Source organism: Micromonospora sp. NPDC006431 (assembly GCF_042870725.1).
Lineage (GTDB): Bacteria > Actinomycetota > Actinomycetes > Mycobacteriales > Micromonosporaceae > Micromonospora.
In genome coordinates this window covers 338,450-356,217 of sequence record NZ_JBIAHQ010000002.1, presented here as the reverse complement: position 1 = coordinate 356,217, position 17,768 = coordinate 338,450, and the positions used below count along the sequence as shown (strand labels likewise).

The window sequence follows — 17,768 nt, the reverse complement described above, 5'->3', positions numbered from 1 at the left end:
CAGCCTACGGCGGGCGGCGAGCCGATTTGAGCGAGGGGGCGGTCAGGGTACCGATCTGATCTTCAGCACCAGGGCGCTGCCGAGCAGGGTGACCGCCGCGGTGACCGCGTACAGGGTGGGGTAGCCGCCCAGGTGGACGACGATCGGGGCGGAGAGGGCCGGGCCGAGCACCTGCGGCGCGGAGTTGGCGATGTTGATCACTCCGAGGTCCTTGGCCCGGTCGGTGGCGGCCGGCAGCACCTGGGTGATCAGCGCCGCGTCCACCGCCAGGTAGACGCCGTAGCCGGCGCCGAGCAGCAGCGCGGCGGTGACCGCCATCGGCCAGACCGGTGCCACGGCCAGCAGCAGGGCCGCCACCGCCATGATCAGCCCGGAGACGATCACGAAGACCTTGCGCCGGCCGGACCGGTCCGACAGCCGCCCGGCCACCACCGCGGTCAGCATCATGCCGAGCGTGTAGAGCAGGATCAGCACCAGCAGCGCGCCCTCGGGGTCGGGCACGCGCACCCCGTCGGCGAGGAAGTAGAGCAGGTAGAGCGTGCCCAGCGCGTTGCCGGTCTGGACCAGGAACCGCGTGATCCAGGCCCAGGCGAAGTCGGGGTGCCGGCGCGGGCTGATCCACATCGAGGCGAGCAGCTCGCGCAACCGCAGCGCCGGGCGGTGCTCCCGGGGCAGCGGGTCGTCCTCGGTGAGCAGCGCGAACGGCAGCGACAGCAGCAGCACGGCGAGGGCGACGGCGGCGTACCCGGCGGCGTTGCCGGTGACCACGGCGGTGACCAGCACCGCCCCGAGCACCAGGCCGAGCGCCTGCGGGATGCCCACCCAGCCGGAGACACCGCCGCGCTGGGCGACCGGCACCCGGTCCGGGATGGCGGCGGTGAGGCTGGCCAGCATCGCGTTGAAGCACACCTGCGCGGCCACCCAGCCGATCGCCACCCCGGCGATGCTGTCCTGCCGGGCCAGCAGCAGCAGGGCGAGCGCGCCGACCACCGCGCCGGACGCGGTCCACACGTGCCGCCGGCCGAAGTGCCGGCCCGCCAGCCGGAGCACGGTCCGGTCGGACAGCGCGCCGGCGAGCGGGTTGGCGAGCACCGCAGCGAGCGCGCCGAGGCCGGTGACCACCGCCAGCATGGCCTCCTTGTCGGCCGGCGCGATCCGCTCCACCTGCTGCGGCAGCAGCACCTGGATCGGGGTGAAGAAGGCCATCCAGACGCCGAGATTGGCCGCGAAGATCAGCGCGATCCAGCCCCGCCGGACCGGCACGGTCGGTTCGGCGAGCGCCGCCGGCAGTGAGGCCGGCGTCGGGTCTACCGTGGTCACGGCCGCACGACCTGGTCGCGGAACCAGGCGTACGAGGACTTCGGGGTACGCCGCTGCGTGGCGTAGTCGACGTGCACCAGGCCGAACCGCTTGGTGAAGCCCTCCGCCCACTCCCAGTTGTCCAGCAGGGACCAGACGAAGTACCCGGTCACCTCGACCCCGGCGTCGATCGCCTCGCGGACCGCCCGCACGTGACCGTCCAGGTATGCGATCCGCTCCGGGTCGTGCACCCGGCCGTCGGCGTCCGGCCCGTCGTCGTACGCGCAGCCGCTCTCGGTGACCTGGATCGGCGGCAGTGCGTCCCCGTACCGGTCGCGGAGCTGGAGCAGCAGGTCGCGCAGCCCGTCCGGGGCCACCGGCCAGTCGAACGCGGTCCGGGGGTAGCCGGTCAGCGGCACGATCTCGAACGGCAGCGGCGAGCCCTCCTCGGCGGCCCGGATGCCGGTCGGGTTGTAGTAGTTCACCCCGAGCACGTCGACCGGGGCGGCGATCACGTCGAGGTCCCCGGCGCGGACCGGCGCGGGGTCGAGGCCTGGCACCTCCGGATAACCCTGGCCGAGCAGCGGGTCGGTGAAGAGCCGGTTGTGCAGCGCGTCGTACGCCATTCCGGCGGCCCGGTCGGCGTCGGTGTCCCCGGCCAGCCGCACGGGGGAGTAGTTGTTCGCGATGGCGACCGGGCTGGTGCTGCGGGCGCGCAGCGCGGCGACCGCGAGGCCGTGCCCGAGGAGTTGGTGGTGGGCCACCGGAAAGGCGTCGAAGAGCAGCATCCGGCCGGGCGCGTGCACGCCCATGCCGTGCCCGAGGCTCATGTGGATGAACGGCTCGTTGAGGGTGATCCAGAGCTTCACCCGGTCGCCGAGGCGGGCGGCGACCAGGTCGGCGTACTCGGCGAAGCGGTGGGCGGTGTCGCGGTTGAGCCAGCCGCCGGCGTCCTCCAGGGCCTGCGGCAGGTCCCAGTGGAAGAGGGTGGCCACCGGGTCCACGCCCCGGTCGAGCAGCCCGTCCACCAGCCGCTCGTAGAAGTCCAGCCCGGCCGGGTTGGCCGCGCCCGTGCCGGTGGGCTGCACCCGGGGCCAGGCGATGGAGAACCGGTACGCCGACACCCCGAGCCCGGCGAGCAGCGCGACGTCCTCGGCGTACCGGTGGTAGTGGTCGCACGCCTCGTCGCCGGTGCTGCCGTCGACGATCCGGCCCGGGGAGTGGGCGAAGGTGTCCCAGATGGAGGGTCCTCGGCCGTCGGCGCCGGCCGCGCCCTCGATCTGGTACGCGGAGGTGGACACTCCCCACCGGAAACCGCTGGGGAACTCGGGCATCGGCGCGGTCGTCATTCGCCCTCCCGGAAACACGAATCGTGTTCGGGACTCTAGGACGCGGGCCGGTGATGCGCCATAGGCCGGGGAGGCCGGCTGGTGCAAGGGTTTTCGGCGTGTCTTTTCCGAACCCGTCCGGGTAAGTCCGTTTTTGCGCATACAGTGCGTAATATCGCGGATGTCCTTAGTGGGGGAAGACGACATGATCCTCGTGGAACGCAGTGCGCACGTGATGGCGCCGGTGGAAGCGGTCTGGGGCGTCGTGCAGCGGGCCGAGCAGTTGCCGGCCTGGCTGGCGGGGGTCCGCGCGGCCGAGGTCCTCTCGGGGGAGGGCTTCGGCCGGCGACAACTGGTCCAGGCCGGGCGCGGCGCGGCGCACGAGGCCGAGGTGATCGCCTACCAGGAGCCGACCCTGATCGGGTGGCGCGAACGGGCCAGGGGCGCCGGCGCCCGGGCCGAGGCGCGCACCGAGATCTACGTGCAGCTGACCCCGGACGAGGAGGAGGGCGGGACGATCGTGCGGCTCATCGTCGTACGGTGGCCCGCCGGGCCGGTCAAGGCCGCCCTGCTCCGGCTCGGCCTGCGTCGGGTCGGCGCCGACCTGGAGGACTCGCTGGCCCGGCTGACCGACCTGGCCGCCGTCGGTTGACCCAGCCGGTCCCGGCGTCGCCCGCGATGGTGATGGTCCGGCGTCCCCGCCAGGGACGCCGGACCATCGTCCACTGTGCCGCCGGTCGGTCGGCGCTCGGTTCCGGCGCCGAGGCGGGCGACCGCCTCCGGGCCGCCCAAGGTCGTGCTGCGTCCTGGATCTAGTGGCATCCAAGCCACGCCGAGGCCACTACATCCTGGATCGTGCACGACCACCAGCGGCCGGGGAGCACCACCAGAGACGACGAAGGGCCCGGCGCGGGTGCGCCGGGCCCTTCGTGCCGGATGGGTCAGCTGTCGCCGCCGGTCTCGCCGACCGGGGCGGCGTTGACGTCCTCCAGCGCGTACTTCCGGGCGGCCTCGGCCGGCACGTGGGCCGGCACCGCGCCACGGAGGGCGAGCTGGCGCAGCGTCGCGACGGTCACCGACTCGGCGTCCACGTGGAAGTGCCGGCGCAGCGCGTGCCGGGTGTCCGACATGCCGAAGCCGTCGGTGCCGAGCGAGGTGTAGTCGCCGGGTACCCAGCGGGCGATCAGGTCCGGTACCGCGCGCATCCAGTCGCTGACCGCGACCTTCGGCCCCTCGGCGTCGGCCAGTTTCCGCTGGACGTACGGCACCCGCTGCTCGGCGCCCGGGTTGAGCAGGTTGTGCTCCTCGCACTCCACCGCGTCCCGGCGCAGCTCGGTCCAGGAGGTCACCGACCAGACGTCGGCGGCCACGCCCCAGTCCTCGGCGAGCAGCTGCTGCGCCTTGAGCGCCCACTGCATGCCGGTGCCGGAGGCGAGGACGTTCGCCTTCGGCGCGTCCACGCCGACCTGCGGCGCGGGGGAGTAGCGGTAGATGCCCTTGACGATGCCCTCGACGTCCACGCCCTGCGGCTCGGCCGGCTGGAAGATCGGCTCGTTGTAGACGGTGAGGTAGTAGAAGATGTTCTCCTGCGCCTCGCCGTACATCCGGTGCAGGCCGTTCTCCATGATGTGCGCGATCTCGTACGCGAACGCCGGGTCGTAGGCGACCACCGCGGGGTTGGTGGCGGCGATCAGCAGCGAGTGACCGTCCTCGTGCTGGAGGCCCTCACCGTTGAGCGTGGTCCGGCCGGCGGTCGCGCCGAGCAGGAAGCCCCGCGCCATCTGGTCGGCCGCGGCCCACAGCCCGTCGGCGGTCCGCTGGAACCCGAACATCGAGTAGAAGATGTACATCGGGATCATCGGCTCGCCGTGGGTGGCGTACGAGGTGCCGGCCGCGGTGAACGAGGCGACCGAGCCGGCCTCGTTGATCCCCTCGTGCAGGATCTGGCCGCCGGTGGCCTCCTTGTAGGACAGGAACAGGTCCCGGTCCACCGAGGTGTACCGCTGGCCGTGCGGCGAGTAGATCTTCGCGGTCGGGAAGAGCGAGTCCATGCCGAAGGTGCGCGCCTCGTCCGGGATGATCGGCACCCACCGCTTGCCGAACTCCTTGTCCTTCATCACGTCCTTGAGCAGGCGGACGAAGGCCATGGTGGTGGCCACCTTCTGCTTGCCCGAGCCCCGCTTGACGTCGGAGAAGCGCTCGCTGCCCGGGATCTGGAGGACCTTGCCGGTGGTCCGCCGGGTCGGCAGGTAGCCGCCGAGCTGCTTCCGCCGCTCGTGCAGGTACTCGATCTCCTCGGACTTCTCACCCGGGTGGTAGTACGGCGGGAGGTACGGGTTCTCCTCCAGCTGCTTGTCCGGGATGTCCAGGTAGAGCCGGTCGCGGAAGAGCTTCAAGTCCTCCAGCGTCAGCTTCTTCATCTGGTGGGTGGCGTTGCGGGCCTCGAAGTGCGAACCCAGCGTCCAGCCCTTGATGGTCTTGGCCAGGATCACCGTCGGCTGGCCGGTGTGCTCCATCGCCGCCTTGTAGGCCGCGTAGAGCTTGTGGTAGTCGTGGCCACCCCGCTTGAGGTTCCAGATCTCGTCGTCGCTGAGGTGCTCGACCATCTTGCGGGTGCGCGGGTCGCGGCCGAAGAAGTGCTCCCGGACGTACGCCCCGGACTCCGCCTTGTAAGTCTGGTAGTCGCCGTCGGGCGTGGTGTTCATCAGGTTGACCAGGGCACCGTCGGTGTCCGCCGCGAGCAGCGGGTCCCACTCCCGGCCCCAGACCACCTTGATCACGTTCCAGCCGGCGCCCCGGAAGAACGCCTCCAGCTCCTGCATGACCTTGCCGTTGCCCCGGACCGGGCCGTCCAGCCGCTGCAGGTTGCAGTTGATCACGAAGGTGAGGTTGTCCAGCTCCTCGCGGGCGGCCACGCCGATCGCGCCGAGCGACTCCACCTCGTCCATCTCACCGTCGCCCAGGAAGGCCCAGACGTGCTGCTGCGAGGTGTCCTTGATGCCCCGGTGGTGCAGGTAGCGGTTGAACCGGGCCTGGTAGACCGCGTTGATCGGCCCGAGGCCCATCGAGACGGTGGGGAACTCCCAGAAGTCCGGCATCAGCCGCGGGTGCGGGTACGACGGCAGCCCACCGCCCGGGTGCGACAGCTCCTGGCGGAAGCCGTCGAGCTGGTCCTCGCTGAGCCGGCCCTCCATGAAGGCCCGCGCGTACATGCCGGGGGAGGCGTGGCCCTGGTAGAAGATGTGGTCGCCGCCGCCCGGATGGTCCTTGCCCCGGAAGAAGTGGTTGAAGCCGACCTCGTAGAGCGACGCCGAGCTGGCGAAGGTGGAGATGTGGCCGCCCACGCCGATCTCGGGACGCTGCGCCCGGTGCACCAGCATGGCGGCGTTCCACCGGATGTACGCCCGGATCCGCCGCTCGATGTGCTCGTCACCCGGGAACCACGGCTCGCGCTCCGGCGGGATGGTGTTGATGTAGTCGGTGGTGGTCAGGGACGGCACCCCGACCTGGCGCTCGCGGGCCCGCTCCAGCAGGCGCAGCATGACGTAGCGGGCGCGCTTTGTCCCGCGCTCGTCGATGACACCGTCGAGCGACTCGACCCATTCGCTGGTCTCTTCAGGGTCGATGTCCGGAAGCTGGCTCGGCAGACCAGCGGTGATCACCGGGCGCTTGCGTTCCGTAGCCACAGGCGTTCCCTCGGTTCTGTGTGGGATAGGTCTCTAGCGCCATCCTGCCCCCTCGTGGCGCGTGCCGTCACGTCTCCCTGCCCCAGACGCGACGCTGAACACAGGTACCCGCCGGTAACTTAGGGCGATCCAGGGATGCGCTAGCACCGTGCCCGCCGCCGCGCCCGGTTCGCGGCGCGATCCGGCCGGCTGCGGCAGAATGCGCCCTATGCGTAGTGAGGAGATCAGCGTCCAGACCGGGTCCCGGCCGGCCGTCCGGGACATCACCGCCGAGGCCGAGCGGTTCGTCTCCGGGCAGGGCGACGGCCTGCTGCACGTGTTCGTGCCGCACGCCACCGCCGGGCTGGCCCTCATCGAGACGGGCTCCGGCTCCGACGACGACCTGCTGCGCGCGCTCGACGACCTGCTCCCCACCGACGACCGCTGGCGGCACCGGCACGGCTCGCGCGGGCACGGCCGGGACCACGTGCTGCCCGCCTTCGTCCCCCCGTACGCGACGCTGCCGGTGCTGGGCGGGCGGCTGGCGCTGGGCACCTGGCAGTCCCTCTGCCTGGTCGACACCAACGGCGACAACCCCACCCGCAAGGTCCGCTTCTCCTTCCTCCCCGCCTGACCGCGCCCCGCCCGCCCCGGATGGGCGCGCATTCCCGGAAAGAGTGGCCATCCCGCGTCGGATGACCACTCTTTCCGCGAATCTGGCTACCCGGAGGGGTCAGGCGGCGGTGGCGGCCAGGTGGGTGACGCGGATCTTGGTGGCCAGGGCGTCGAGGAGGGTGCGGAGGAGGGTCTCGGTCGTCTCGTCCTTGACCGTGCCGTCCTGGCCGAGCTTCTCGTGGGCGTTGGTCACGATGATCTCCGGCTTGGTGACCACGGCGGAGTCGGTCCAGAGGAAGAGCTGGCGGAGCTGGAGCTGGGCCCGGACGGTGCCCATCCCGGTCGGGGCGGCGCCGACGATGGCGATCGGCTTGTGGGCGAGCGGGGAGACCCACGAGGTGATCGGGAAGCTCGGCCGGGAGGCCCAGTCGAGGGCGTTCTTGAGTACGCCGGGAACCCCGTAGTTGTACTCCGGAGTGGCGATGAGCAGGGCGTCCGCGGCGGCGATCCGCTCCCGCAGGTCCACCACGGCGGCCGGCGGCGCCGGCTCGACGTCCTCGTTGAAGGGCGGGACGGCGCCGAGGTCGCGGTACCGCTCGATGGTCATGCCCGCCGGCGCGAGCCGCTGCGCCGCCCGGATGAGAGCGGAGTTGAACGACGCCTCGCGCAGGCTGCCGGAGAGGGCCAGGACGGAGAATTCGGACATGGTGCGCCTCCAGTGACGATGCTCGACGCATTTGCGTGAGCCCGTCAACAGTTGAGCAGCTCAACCATTGGTTGGCAAGTACGATGTGAGGTATGGCGCAACCCTTCGTCTCCACCGCCGGCCCGGTCGCGGCCGACCGCTCCGGCCTGGCCGGGGACACCGTGCGCCGGATCTTGCACATCGCCTCGGCGATCCGGCACTACCAGGACGAGGAGATCGCCGCCCTGGGGCTCACCCCGGCCGCCGCCCGGGCCCTGCACGAGCTCGACCCCGACCGGCCGCTGCCCGGCCGGGACCTGGCCGAGCAGTTGCGCTGCGACCGTTCCAATGTCACCGCCCTGGTCGACAAGCTGGAGCAGGCCGGGCTGGTGGAGCGCCGGGTCGACCCGGCCGACCGGCGGCAGAAGACGCTGGTGGTGACCGAGGTCGGCCGGCGCGTCCGGGACCGGGTGCGTCAGGTGATGTCGGACTCCCGACTCCTCGGCGGGCTCAGCACCGAGGAGTTGGCCACCCTGCGTGAGCTGGTCTGGAAGGTCTCCGACGGCGGCTGCCCGGAGCAGTGCGGCGAGGCCTGATCCTCGGTAGGCGGAACGTGTCCGGGTGGGCGAGCTGACCCTTCGTCGGTAATGCTGTCCGACGTGACCACCCCGCAAGATCTCGACGACCGGTTCCGGGCGGCCCTGGCCGCGCTCGACCCGCCCGCCCAGTGGCGTGACCTGGGCGAACCGCTGCCGGACGGCGCGTCGTTGACCGGAGCGCAGGCGCTGGCCCTCTTCGACGCCCAGCTGACCAGCCGCCTGCTCGACCTCGCCGGGCGGTGGCTGCGCAGCTTCGGCGAGGGCTACTACACCATCGGCTCGGCGGGCCACGAGGGCAACGCCGCGGTGGCCGCCGCCCTGCGGCCGACCGATCCCGCCCTGCTGCACTACCGGTCCGGGGCCTTCTACTGCCTGCGCGCCGCCCAGGCGGCGGGCGGCTTCCCGGTCGCCCCCGCCGACGCCGGGCCGGCCGGCGACGACCCCGAGGACGCCGAACCCGAGGACGCCGAACCCGGTGCGCGGGCCACCGCCACGGCGCGGATACCCGATCCCCGACGTGACGTCGAGAGCCTGCCCTCCGGACCGTCGGATGCGGCACCCGGCGGGAACGCGTCCGCGACGCCGGGCGGCGACTCCGCCGAGTCCACGGCCGGCGGCGCCGAGACGTCCGCGGCGTCGACCGCGGATGGCGTGCCGGCCGAGCGGCCGGAGACCCCGCCCGTCGCCGTCCGGCCGGAGCCGGCCACCAGCCCACCCACCCGATCGGACGACCACCCGGACCGTCACCCGGCGCTGGCCGAGGCCGGGGTGGCCGTGGCCGCCGCCCGCCCGGCGCTGCCCACGCCGGACCCCGCGGACGCGTACGCGGAGGCGGCTCGGGACGTGCTGCGTGGGATGGTCGCCTCGGCGCTGGAACCGATCGCCGGGGGCCGGCACAAGGTGTTCGGCCGGGCGGACCTCGCGATCATCCCGACCACCTCGACGATCGCGTCCCACCTCCCCCGGGCGGTCGGCATGGGGCTTGCCATCGAGCGGCTGCGCCGGGTCGGCAGCCGGCGGGTGCCGGGGACGACGGCCGAGGCCGGCGGGGACTCCGCCACCGGCTCGCCGTGGCCGCCGGACGCGATCGTGGTCTGCTCGTTCGGCGACGCCTCGGTCAACCACGCTACCGCGACGGCCGCGTTCAACACCGCCGGCTGGTACGACCACACCGGACTGCGCATCCCGGTGCTCTTCGTCTGCGAGGACAACGGGCTGGGCATCAGCGTCCGCTCCCCGAAGGGCTGGGTGGCCGCCACGCTGCGCGCCAAGCCGGGGATCCGCTACTTCGCCGCCGACGGCAGCGATCCGGCCGAGGCGTACCGGGTGGCGGGGGAGGCGGCGGCCTGGGTGCGCCGGCACCGGCGGCCGGCGGTGCTGCACCTGATCACCGTACGGCTGATGGGGCACGCCGGGGCCGACGCGGAGACCGCGTACCGGAGCCCGGCCGAGATCGCTGCGGACGTCGCGCGGGACCCCCTGCTGGCCACCGCCCGGCTGCTGGTGGCGGCGGGCTACGCCACCAGCGAGGAACTGCTGGCCCGGTACGACGAGCGCGGCTGGCAGGTCCGGCGGATCGCCGAGGAGGTGCTCGACGAGCCGAAGCTGGCGTCCCCGGTCGAGGTGGTGGCGGAGCTGGCCCCGCGCCGGCCGGTACGGATCTTCCGCGCGGTGGCCGACGCGGCGGACCGGGCGGCCGGGCCGAACGCGGGCGCCCGGGCCGAGGCGTTCGGCGGCAAGCCGCCGGAGCTGGCCGGACCACTCACCCTCGCGCAGAGCATCAACGCGGCGCTCGCCGACGGGATGCTGGACCACCCGGGGATGGCCGTCTTCGGCGAGGACGTCGCCGCCAAGGGCGGGGTGTACGGGGTGACCAAGGGACTGCGGGACCGGTTCGGTGGGGCCCGGGTCTTCGACACGCTGCTCGACGAGACCTCGATCCTCGGGCTCGGGCTGGGCGCCGGCGTCGCCGGGATGCTGCCGGTGCCGGAGATCCAGTATCTGGCGTACCTGCACAACGCCGAGGACCAGCTGCGGGGCGAGGCGGCCACCATGCGGTTCTTCTCCCGGGGGGCGTTCCGCAACCCGATGGTGGTCCGGGTGGCCGGGCTGGCCTACCAGGAGGGCTTCGGCGGGCACTTCCACAACGACAACTCGGTGGCCGTACTCCGGGACGTGCCGGGGCTGGTGGTCGCGGTGCCGGCGCGGCCGGACGACGCCGCGCCCATGCTCCGGACCTGCCTGGCCGCGGCGGCGGTGGACGGCAGCGTCTGCGCCTTCCTGGAGCCGATCGCGCTCTACCACACCCGCGACCTCTACGCCGACGGCGACGGCGAATGGCTGGCCGAGTACGCCCCGCCGGGCGCCTGGGCCGCCGGGCACGTGCCGATCGGCCGGGCCCGGGTGTACGGGGTCGGCTCCGCCGAGGACATCACGATCATCACCTTCGGCAACGGCGTACGGATGTCGCTGCGGGCGGCGGCCGCCCTGGCCGACGAGGGGGTCGGGATCCGGGTGGTGGACCTGCGGTGGCTCGCCCCGCTGCCGGTGGCGGACATCGTCCGGGAGGCGTCGGCCACCGGCCGGGTGCTGGTGGTCGATGAGACGCGCCGGTCGGGCGGGGTGGGCGAGGGCGTGCTCGCCGCCCTGGTGGACGGCGGATACGTGGGTGCGGCGCGACGGGTTGCCGGACTTGACTCGTTTGTACCATTGGGGCCGGCAGCACGTCAGGTTCTGGTCTCTGCGGAAGCCATTACCCAGGGTGCCCGTACGCTGCTGGCACGGTAAATTCCGTTCCACCCGGTGCGCCACTTGCGCGGCGAGCCACAACTGTGTGGACTGGGCGGAACGGCGTCGGACGACGCCGCGAGCAGGGATGAGATGAGGAGGCACGCGACAGTGAGCGCGACCGCTGGTCAGGCCGCCGACGGGGTACGCAGCCTGGCGGACCGGTTCGGGATCGAGCCGGGGATGGTCGTCATGGAGATCGGCTACGACGACGACGTCGACCAGGATCTCCGAGACGCCCTGACCGACCGCTGTGGGGATCTGGTCGACGAGGACACCGACGAGGTGGTCGACTCGGTTCTCGTCTGGTACCGCGACGGCGACGGTGACCTCTTCGAGCTCCTCGTCGACGCCCTCGGACCGCTGGCCGACAACGGCGTGGTCTGGCTCCTGACGCCCAAGGCCGGCCGGGACGGTCACGTCGAGCCGAGTGAGGTGGCCGAGAGCGCCCAGACCGCCGGCCTCCAGCAGACCTCCACGATCAACGCGGGTCGGGACTGGAGCGGGGCCCGCCTCGTGCTCCGACGCGGGTCCAAGGGCAAGAAGTAGCCGACCGTACGCACCCGGCGGCCGGCGCCGCCGGGGTGTGGCAGGCTGACCATCTCCAGACTCGACCCAAGGAGCTCGCATGCCCATCGAGGTTGGCGCCGAGGCGCCGGACTTCGTGCTCAAGGACCAGAACAACCAGGAGGTCCGGCTCTCCGACTTCCGTGGCAGGCGCACCGTGCTGCTGGTCTTCTACCCGCTCGCCTTCACCGGCATCTGCCAGGGTGAGCTCTGCGAGGTGCGGGACAACCTCGACGAGTACGTCAACGACGACGTCCAGGTGCTGACCGTCAGCGTCGACTCCGTCTACAGCCACAAGATCTGGGCCGACCGGGAGGGCTACCAGTTCCCGATGCTGGCCGACTTCTGGCCGCACGGCGCGGTGGCTCAGGCGTACGGCGTCTTCAACGACGTGGCGGGCATCGCCAACCGCGGCACGTTCGTGATCGACAAGGCCGGCGTGGTCCGGTTCGCCGAGATGAACATGCCCGGGGAGGCCCGTGACCAGCAGGGCTGGCGCAAGGCCCTGGCTGAGGCCGTCGCCGCCTGATCCCACCCCAGGTACGCCGTTCGACCGGGTCGGAGGCCGGCAGGTAAGCTTGCCGAACTCCGGCCCGCCGTACGGGTGTTCCGGGCGCGTAGCTCAGTGGGAGAGCACTCGCCTTACAAGCGAGGGGTCGCAGGTTCGAAACCTGCCGCGCCCACCACGTACCACCAGCAATCCTTCCTTCGCGACGAAGCGGTCAGGCTCCGCCGGCAATTGCCGGCGGAGCCTGACCGCTGTAGGGCCATCGGGATGGCGATGACAGTGTGTCGGCTGGCAATGCCAGCCTGGCCAAACAAGCGACGGTTGCGAAGGGACAGACGTCTACGGTGGAAGAGCGGGGTTTAAGCGTCAACCACTTTGCTGCATCCCACGTTCCTCTCGCAAACGTAGAACCAGCTCACCCCGGCACTGAATCCTGCACTTCCGCCACCCGCCGCGCTTCCATTCGGATCGTTGACCTGGTGGGTGGTGCCGTCATACAGGTGAAAGATCCCGTACACGCCATTACCGTCGGCCTCTTTGTCGTAAACGTCCACAAAGGTGTGACCGGACGAGACGGTTGCCACATCGGAGCCGTGGTAGGCGACAGCAAAATGAGCTTGTGCTGGCGACGCCCAAATTCCCGTCAGGGAAATGCCAACAATGGCGGTCAGGGTCAGCCGAAGCTTTTTGGGCAGGTGCATTCGCTCCCTCTTCCGGTCGAAGTGTGATGCATTGATCATTGCCAGTTGGCTGAATATTACGTACCGTAGGTTGACGCCTAACGCCATGAGGTTGACCATCCGCGCCACACCGTCCGACGTGATCGACGACGACGGCGATGCCGCTTTCTCGGGACAGGGCCCAAAAAAGAGCCAGGTATGTCGGAACGGGAAGAATGTTGCTGCCGTGCCCACCAGCACCACCAGCCCAACCTCGGCCCGTTCAGGCCAGCACCACCGGTTCCGGTGGCAGCGGCCGCAACGGCGGTCACGAGCACCGCGCGTTGCGCACTCGGTCGGTGGAGCGCAACCGGTGGACCGAGCGGCTGGGGCCGGCCATCGCCGTGGCGCCCGGCGCCCACGTGGACCGGTTCGAGGTCTTTTTCGACCTGGTCTTCGTCTTCTCGTTCTTCATCATCACGAGGGCCACCGCCGTGAGCATCACCGGCGCCAACCTGCTGCACGCCATGCTGGTGCTGTCCGTGCTCTGGTGGGTCTGGGTGATCCACACGGTGGTCGGGAGCCGGGTCCGGCTCGGCGTGGGGTTCGTGCCGGCCCTGATGGTCGTCGGGATGGCCGCGCCCTTCGCCTTCGCGCTGGCCCTGCTGAGCCGCTGCTCCGGCGTGACCTTGCCCACCCCGCTGCGCGACGCCGCGTAGGGGCAGGTCACCTGCCGTTACCCGGCGGTTAAGCTGGGGGTGCGAAGTCGCTCCCTGACCGGGGTGCGGCTTCGTAGTGCTTCACGGGGATCCGTGGAGCCCAGCCGTCCCGACGTTCTCCGGGCCAACCGAATCGGGACGACTGCACCCCCACCGCCCGACCGGCGCGTCCGGCGGGCCAACCCGGAACGGAGTAAGGCCACGCCATGAGCGTGACTACGCAGGATCCTGCTGCCCCGGTCGAGTCGGCGGAATCCGCCGAGCGCGGCCGCCTCGACCGCTTCTTCGAGATCACCCGCCGTGGCTCGACCGTCAAGCGCGAGGTGCTCGCCGGGATCACCACCTTCGCGACGATGGCCTACATCGTCGTGCTCAACCCGCTGATCATCGGTACCGCCCCGGACAAGGACGGCAACCTGCTCGGCATCGCGCCGGTCGCCGGGGTCACCTGCCTCGTCGCGGCGGTCATGACGATCATGATGGGCATCGTCGGCCGGGTGCCGTTCGCCGTGGCGACCGGCCTGGGCCTGAACGCGTTCGTCGCGTACGCCGTCGCCTCCCAGATGACCTGGGCCGAGGCGATGGGCCTGGTGGTGATCGAGGGTCTGATCATCACCGTGCTGGTGCTGACCGGCTTCCGGAAGGCCGTCTTCCGGGCCATCCCGGCCTCGCTGAAGGCGGCCATCGCCGCCGGTATCGGTCTGTTCATCGCCATGATCGGCTTCGTCGACGGCGGTCTGGTCCGGCGGGTGCCGGACGCGGCCGGCACCACCGTCCCGGTGCAGCTCGGCGGCGACGGCACGCTGCGCGGCTGGACCACGGTCGTCTTCCTGGTCGGCCTGCTGGTCACCGGCATCCTGGTGGCCCGCAAGGTGAAGGCCGGCGTCCTGATCGGCATCGTGGCGACCACGGTCGTCGCGGTGATCGTCAACGCCCTCGCCAAGCCTGGGCCCGCGTTCGTCGACGGCAAGCCCAACCCGGAGGGCTGGCGGCTCAATGTGCCGACCCTGCCCGATCCGCTGATCAAGGCGCCCGACCTGCACCTGGTCGGCAACGTGTCGTTCAGCTCGTTCGCCCACGTCGGCGTGATGACCGCGCTGCTGCTGGTGTTCACCCTCGTGCTCGCCGACTTCTTCGACGTGATGGGCACGACCGTGGGCCTGGCCAAGCAGGCCGGCCTGACCACCAAGGACGGCACCGACATGCCCCGACTGGGCAAGGTGCTCTTCGTCGACGGCGTCGCCGCGGTCGCCGGTGGCGCGGGCAGCGCCTCCTCGGCCACCACGTACGTCGAGTCCTCCTCGGGCATCGCGGACGGTGGGCGTACCGGCCTGACCAGCGTGGTCACCGGCGTGCTCTTCCTCGGCGCGCTGCTGCTCACCCCGCTGGTGTCGCTGGTGCCGAGCGAGGCCGCCGGCCCGGCGCTGGTGATCGTCGGCGCGCTGATGATCCGCCAGGTCAAGGAGATCGACTTCACCGACGTGGGCGTCGCGGTCCCGGCCTTCCTCACCATGACCCTGATGCCGTTCACCTACTCGATCACCAACGGCATCGGCGCCGGCTTCGTGAGCTGGGTGGCGATCCGGGTGGCCCAGGGCAAGGCGCGCCAGATCCACCCGCTGATGTGGGCGGTCTCCGCCGCGTTCGTGGTCTATTTCGGCATCAACCTGGTCAAGGCCGTCACCGGCGTCAGCTGACCGGTCCACGCCGCGCCCCCGTCGCCCCCGGCCCGAGGCGGCGGGGGCGCGGCGTATCCGGATCATGGGTTAGAGTGCCGGCGCGCGGAACACGCGACCGTCGTGGGCGCAGGGAGATGAGGCCATGGATCGCCATGAGCTTCCTTCCTCGTACCCTCTTCCGGGTCGCGCGCGCTGACCGACCGCGACCCGGGTCGCTCCACGACCTTGGAGAATCGCGTTGTCTTTTTCCGACCTGACCACCGACCGACTCGTGCTGCGTCCGTGGCCCGCCGAGGAGGCCGCCCTCGCCGCCGCCGGTGAGCGCTGCCCGCACTGGGCGGCGGACTTCCCCAGCGAGGCCGACCGCATGATCGCCGGCCGGCTCACCCGCGAGCCGGAACGGCCGCACGGGCACTATCTGATGATCGAACGGGAAACCGGCCTGACCGTCGGCGCCATTGGCCTGTTCTGGCCGCCCACCGACGGTGCCGTCGAGTTCGGCTACGGCGTCGCCCCGTCCCGGCGCCGCCGTGGCTACACCACGGAGGCCGCCCGAGCCCTCGTTGCGTTCGCCCTCGCCCTGCCCGGGGTGTCCCACGTGTACGCCAACGTGGACCCGGCCAACGTGGCCTCGGTCCGGGTGCTGGTGAAGGCCGGCCTGCGACCTGCCGGCACCGTGGCCGGCGACGAGGGGCCGTTGCACCGGTACGTCGCCGAGTAGCGCGGGACCGACCCGGCTTGAGACTTTGGGTGCGTTTGTTGTCGCTCCGGTGACAACAAACGCACCCAAAGGAGTGCATCGTCGCGGGCGCGGCCGGGGGCGCTGCCCGTCCCGACGCTGGGACGCGATGCTCGTTGTACCGGTACAGGGACGACGGGGGAGCACGGTCATGAGCTACGCGGACGTCAACGGGGTGCGGCTCTGGCACGAGGTGCACGGGACCGGCCAGCCGCTGGTGCTGCTGCACGGCGGCTACGGCGCGGTGGAGATGTTCCAGCCGATCCTGCCCGCCCTCGCCGCTCGCCGCCGGGTGATCGCCGTCGACCTGCAGGGCCACGGCCGCACCGCCGACGTGGACCGGCCGCTGCGGTACGAGTCGATGGCCGACGACATCGCCGCGCTACTGCGGCACCTCGACCTGCCGCAGGCCGACCTGATGGGCTACTCGCTCGGCGGCGGGGTGGCCCTGCGTGCCGCGATCCAGCACCCGGACCTGGTCCGCCGCCTGGTGCTGGTCTCCACGCCGTGCCGGCGGCGCGGCTGGTATCCGGAGGTGCTGGCCGCGATGGCGGCCCAGGACGAGCGGGTCGCCGAGCAGATGCGCGGCACCCCGCCGCACGAGCTCTACCTGCGTCTGGCGCCGCGCCCGCAGGACTGGCCGAGGCTCTGGGCCAAGACCGGTGAGCTGCTGCGCCGCGACTACGACTGGTCCGCCGAGGTGGCCGCGCTCGCCCTGCCGGTGCTCCTGGTCTTCGCCGACGCCGACTCGGTCCCGGTCAGCCACATGGGGGAGTTCTTCGGGCTGCTCGGCGGCGGGCACCGGGACGCCGGCTGGGACGGCACCGACCGCCCGGCGTCCCGGCTGGCCGTGCTGCCCGGCCTGACCCACTACGACATCGTCGGGTCACCGGCGTTGCCCGAGGCCGCCCTGCCGTTCCTCACCCACGAGGTCCGCGCGCCCGCCTGACCGCCCAACGGGTCAGGGGAGGCGGCGGGTGAGCCAGCGCAGCAGGGCGTCGCCCTGGGCACGCTGGAACGCTCGTACCGTGGGGATGCCGGGCGGTGGCGGCAGCCGGGCCCCGTCGAGGAAGAACCCGGTGAACCCGGCCAGTACGCCGGTCAGGTCGGCCGGATCCACTCCGGCGGCGAGCGGCAGGTCGCGCAGCAACGCCTCGGGGTCGTGCCCGCCGTAAACCTGCACGTTGACCAGGATCATCAGGCTGTCCAGCCACACCGGCCCCCGGCAGGCCCATGGCCAGTCCACCACGCTGACCCTGCCGTCGGGGCCGATCAGCAGGTTGTCGGCGCGGATGTCGAGGTGGCACAGCGTCTCGCCGGTCAGCGCCGCCAGCCCCCGGTCGGCGGCGGCGCACAGTTCCGGCAGCCGGGCCCGGGCCCACGGGTCCAGGTCGGTCGGCGGATCCGCGGCGATCCGCCGCCAGCCGGCGAAGTCCGGCGCGAGTTGCGCGGCGGCGGTGGGCGCCGCCGCGACCGACGCCGGCGTGAGCGCCGCGGCCATGGCCTCCAGGGTGGACAGCACCGCGCTCAGCTCGCCGGCCGCCCAGGGCGTCACCGGGTGCCGCCCCGCCACGTCGGTGAAGACCAGCGCCACCCAGTCGCCGTCGTCGTAGCTGCCGAGCAGCCGGGGCGCGGGCGCGGCCGGCGGCAGCGCGGCGGCGATCAGCCCCTCCGCCCGGTGCAGCCCGGGACTGCGGTCGTTCTGGGCCGGGCTGACCGCCTTGACGAAGGCGCGCCCGCCGCCGGCGGTACGCACCCGGTCGGCGGTGCCGGGCGAGAAGCCGCCCGACTGGGAGACGGCCTCCACCACCCGGTCACCGAGGATCTCCTCGACCGCGGCCCGGACCCGGTCGGGCAGATCCGCCCAGTGGATCCGGCGGTTCGTCGCGCGCGTCACCGGTCCACCGTGCCGCCAGGCA

16 protein-coding genes, 1 tRNA gene and 1 pseudogene are annotated in these 17,768 nt (G+C 71.9%); 12 read left to right on the top strand and 6 right to left on the bottom strand.

What is annotated here, in order from left to right; all coding sequences use genetic code 11:
- Positions 1–42: 42 nt before the first annotated feature.
- Both ACFYM6_RS05180 and ACFYM6_RS05175 read right to left on the bottom strand, forming a co-directional pair.
- Positions 43–1,320: an MFS transporter gene (locus tag ACFYM6_RS05180; RefSeq protein ID WP_387272407.1), complete on the bottom strand. Its 1,278-nt coding sequence runs from the start codon at positions 1,318–1,320 to the stop codon at positions 43–45.
- Positions 1,317–2,648, bottom strand: coding sequence for a GH1 family beta-glucosidase (locus ACFYM6_RS05175; protein WP_387272405.1), 1,332 nt, complete (start codon positions 2,646–2,648; stop codon positions 1,317–1,319). Before ACFYM6_RS05175 ends, ACFYM6_RS05180 begins: the two co-directional genes overlap by 4 nt.
- Before the next feature lie 184 nt (positions 2,649–2,832).
- Between ACFYM6_RS05175 and ACFYM6_RS05170 the strand changes: the two genes are divergently transcribed.
- A complete protein-coding gene (locus ACFYM6_RS05170) occupies positions 2,833–3,279 on the top strand; it encodes an SRPBCC family protein (protein WP_387272403.1) in 447 nt (148 codons plus the stop codon).
- 289 nt (positions 3,280–3,568) lie between these two features.
- On the opposite strand, the gene aceE is transcribed toward ACFYM6_RS05170, so the two are convergent.
- Positions 3,569–6,313 carry a pyruvate dehydrogenase (acetyl-transferring), homodimeric type gene (gene aceE, locus ACFYM6_RS05165; RefSeq protein ID WP_387272401.1) on the bottom strand — a complete coding sequence of 915 codons (2,745 nt, stop codon included), beginning with the start codon at positions 6,311–6,313 and terminating at the stop codon, positions 3,569–3,571.
- A 208-nt stretch (positions 6,314–6,521) separates the two neighbouring features.
- Here aceE and ACFYM6_RS05160 point away from each other — a divergent pair, with 208 nt between their 5' ends.
- Positions 6,522–6,926, top strand: a complete 405-nt coding sequence (locus ACFYM6_RS05160; RefSeq protein WP_357434897.1) for a YjbQ family protein — start codon at positions 6,522–6,524, stop codon at positions 6,924–6,926.
- 99 nt (positions 6,927–7,025) lie between these two features.
- Here ACFYM6_RS05160 and ACFYM6_RS05155 read toward each other — a convergent pair whose 3' ends face one another.
- Entirely contained in the window at positions 7,026–7,613 is a 588-nt protein-coding gene (locus ACFYM6_RS05155; RefSeq protein WP_387272399.1) for an NADPH-dependent FMN reductase, read from the bottom strand.
- A 92-nt stretch (positions 7,614–7,705) separates the two neighbouring features.
- Between ACFYM6_RS05155 and ACFYM6_RS05150 the strand changes: the two genes are divergently transcribed.
- From ACFYM6_RS05150 to ACFYM6_RS05125, 6 genes and pseudogenes are all read left to right on the top strand, one after another.
- On the top strand, positions 7,706–8,188 hold the full coding sequence (locus ACFYM6_RS05150) for a MarR family winged helix-turn-helix transcriptional regulator (RefSeq protein WP_387272397.1): 483 nt from the start codon (positions 7,706–7,708) through the stop codon (positions 8,186–8,188).
- A 327-nt stretch (positions 8,189–8,515) separates the two neighbouring features.
- Positions 8,516–9,187 (top strand): annotated as a pseudogene (locus ACFYM6_RS05145) (transketolase); the annotation flags it as partial.
- Positions 9,167–10,978, top strand: coding sequence for a thiamine pyrophosphate-dependent enzyme (locus ACFYM6_RS05140; protein ID WP_387272804.1), 1,812 nt, complete (start codon positions 9,167–9,169; stop codon positions 10,976–10,978). The pseudogene ACFYM6_RS05145 and the gene ACFYM6_RS05140, both read left to right, overlap by 21 nt.
- A gap of 111 nt (positions 10,979–11,089) precedes the next feature.
- The gene (locus ACFYM6_RS05135; RefSeq protein ID WP_073833724.1) at positions 11,090–11,527 is read left to right on the top strand and encodes a DUF3052 domain-containing protein; all 438 of its coding nucleotides are present in this window, start codon (positions 11,090–11,092) and stop codon (positions 11,525–11,527) included.
- Positions 11,528–11,606: 79 nt separating this feature from the next.
- On the top strand, positions 11,607–12,074 hold the full coding sequence (locus ACFYM6_RS05130) for a peroxiredoxin (RefSeq protein ID WP_073833723.1): 468 nt from the start codon (positions 11,607–11,609) through the stop codon (positions 12,072–12,074).
- Positions 12,075–12,156: 82 nt separating this feature from the next.
- Positions 12,157–12,231: transfer RNA gene (locus ACFYM6_RS05125), tRNA-Val, on the top strand.
- Between the two features lie 181 nt (positions 12,232–12,412).
- Here ACFYM6_RS05125 and ACFYM6_RS05120 read toward each other — a convergent pair.
- Positions 12,413–12,976, bottom strand: a complete 564-nt coding sequence (locus ACFYM6_RS05120) for a hypothetical protein (RefSeq protein WP_387272395.1) — start codon at positions 12,974–12,976, stop codon at positions 12,413–12,415.
- 95 nt (positions 12,977–13,071) lie between these two features.
- Between ACFYM6_RS05120 and ACFYM6_RS05115 the strand changes: the two genes are divergently transcribed.
- The 4 genes from ACFYM6_RS05115 (at position 13,072) to ACFYM6_RS05100 (ending at position 16,798) form a co-directional block, all read left to right on the top strand.
- Positions 13,072–13,431 (top strand): low temperature requirement protein A, encoded by a 360-nt coding sequence (locus ACFYM6_RS05115; RefSeq protein ID WP_387272393.1) that lies wholly within the window; start codon positions 13,072–13,074, stop codon positions 13,429–13,431.
- Between the two features lie 206 nt (positions 13,432–13,637).
- Complete coding sequence (locus ACFYM6_RS05110; RefSeq protein WP_387272391.1) at positions 13,638–15,128, top strand: NCS2 family permease; 1,491 nt, start codon at positions 13,638–13,640, stop codon at positions 15,126–15,128.
- Between the two features lie 220 nt (positions 15,129–15,348).
- On the top strand, positions 15,349–15,831 hold the full coding sequence (locus ACFYM6_RS05105) for a GNAT family N-acetyltransferase (protein ID WP_387272389.1): 483 nt from the start codon (positions 15,349–15,351) through the stop codon (positions 15,829–15,831).
- A gap of 169 nt (positions 15,832–16,000) precedes the next feature.
- Positions 16,001–16,798 carry an alpha/beta fold hydrolase gene (locus ACFYM6_RS05100; RefSeq protein ID WP_387272387.1) on the top strand — a complete coding sequence of 266 codons (798 nt, stop codon included), beginning with the start codon at positions 16,001–16,003 and terminating at the stop codon, positions 16,796–16,798.
- A gap of 12 nt (positions 16,799–16,810) precedes the next feature.
- On the opposite strand, the gene ACFYM6_RS05095 is transcribed toward ACFYM6_RS05100, so the two are convergent.
- Positions 16,811–17,746 (bottom strand): phosphotransferase family protein, encoded by a 936-nt coding sequence (locus ACFYM6_RS05095; protein WP_387272385.1) that lies wholly within the window; start codon positions 17,744–17,746, stop codon positions 16,811–16,813.
- Positions 17,747–17,768: the final 22 nt, after the last annotated feature.